General features: G+C 62.9%; 1 protein-coding gene and 1 riboswitch. The gene reads right to left on the bottom strand.

Annotation, left to right across the window (positions count from 1 at the left end; translation table 11 throughout):
* Nucleotides 1-71: 71 nt before the first annotated feature.
* Nucleotides 72-1,142: a sirohydrochlorin chelatase gene (locus NW857_RS12925; RefSeq protein ID WP_414369192.1), complete on the bottom strand. Its 1,071-nt coding sequence runs from the start codon at nucleotides 1,140-1,142 to the stop codon at nucleotides 72-74.
* Between the two features lie 29 nt (nucleotides 1,143-1,171).
* Nucleotides 1,172-1,308, bottom strand: a riboswitch (cobalamin riboswitch).
* Nucleotides 1,309-1,465 lie beyond the last annotated feature (157 nt).

The raw sequence follows: 1,465 nt of genomic DNA on the forward strand, positions 1-1,465 counted from the left end.
TACATCCAGAATCAGTCAGAGGGTGCTATCCATCCCCACCGTATAGACGGTGGGGAATTCCGCACCTTACGTTAAGGCACTTGCCAAGCCCGTCGGTGGTAATCCTCTAATTGAGCCCAGGGATCCGCAGCCGCTGCGGGGGCATGGCCGTGGTTGTGGTGATGGTGATGGGATCCCTGCCCATGGGAATGATGGTCATGATGATGGTGGTGGTGATGGGATCCCTGCGCGTGAGGGTGATCCTGATGGTCGTGGTGATGAGTATGCCCCACTCCCAGCTCTGCGCTCACCGCCAGGCGAAACTTGCAGAGGTGGCAGTTGATTGGGGTTTGGTCCTGGAGGGCTTCCTGCTCCAGTTGCTGCAGGCTGTGCAGCACCGTATCCACAAGACCCAACTCCGGCAGCATCAGCCACTCGATCTCGGGGTATTGGCGTCGCCGCTCTTGCACCGCCGCCTCGATTTTTTTCACCAGCACCCCTGTGAAGAGAAAATAGGGCAGCACGATCACCCGGCGCGGCTGCCAGGACAAGGCCCGCTCCAAACCCACCGGCAGGCGGGGGTGGGTGATGCCGATAAAGCAGGTCTCTACGGCGGCCAACCCCGACCCTTCCCAGAGCAGCCGGGCCAGCTTACAGGCTTCGGCGTTGGCTTCGGGATCGCTGGAGCCGCGACCGACAAACAGCAACACCGTTTCCGCCCCTGGGATCTGCCGCGGTTGGGCAGCCAGCAAAGCGGCCAAGCGATCTCGCAGCAGTTGCAAGATCTCGATGCGGATCCCCAGCGGCCCCCCGTAGTGGATGCGCAACTGCGGGTGGAGGGCCTGCAGGCGATCCAGCTCCACGGTCACGTCGAACTTGTTGTGGCGCGCCCCAAACAACAACAGCGGCAGGGCCACGATCTCCTGCCACCCTTGGGCCAAGCATTGTTCCACCCCCTGGGCGATGCTCGGCTGCGCCAGCTCCAAAAAACAAGGGATCACCGGCCGCTGGGGGGTGAGGGATTGGTACGCTTGGGCCAACTCCAGAAAGGCTTGCTGCCCCTCCGGGTCGCGGGATCCATGGCCGATGAGCAAGAGGGGCAATGGAGGAGAAGGAAACTGCCCAACCGCAAGGGGAGGGGAAACAGGGAGGGTATTCAACACAAAAAACTCCGTTCCTTGTGAATCGCAAGGGGTACAGGACAAGGGCAGGTGGGTGTTCTGGCTGAGGGAGGGATCCCATCACAGTTGCGTCACAGTGGCGGATTTGCACCGCGCTTTCCCCAATCTGCCCGAGCCTCTTAGGTTAGCTTGCCGCTTGTCCTTCACCAAGCCCCCCTGGGGGGATAGCCCCGGCCCCCTGCCTTGATCCCTAGCTCCCCTCTCCCTCAGGGAGAGGGGCTGGGGGTGGTCGCGCTAGCGGCGCGGAGCGCTTGGGTGCCTCAGGGAGAGGGGCTGGGGGTGAGGGCTGGGAGAGGGGTTGGGGG

The organism is Synechococcus sp. H55.9 (genome assembly GCF_047462355.1).
In the GTDB taxonomy this organism is placed as follows: domain Bacteria; phylum Cyanobacteriota; class Cyanobacteriia; order Thermostichales; family Thermostichaceae; genus Thermostichus.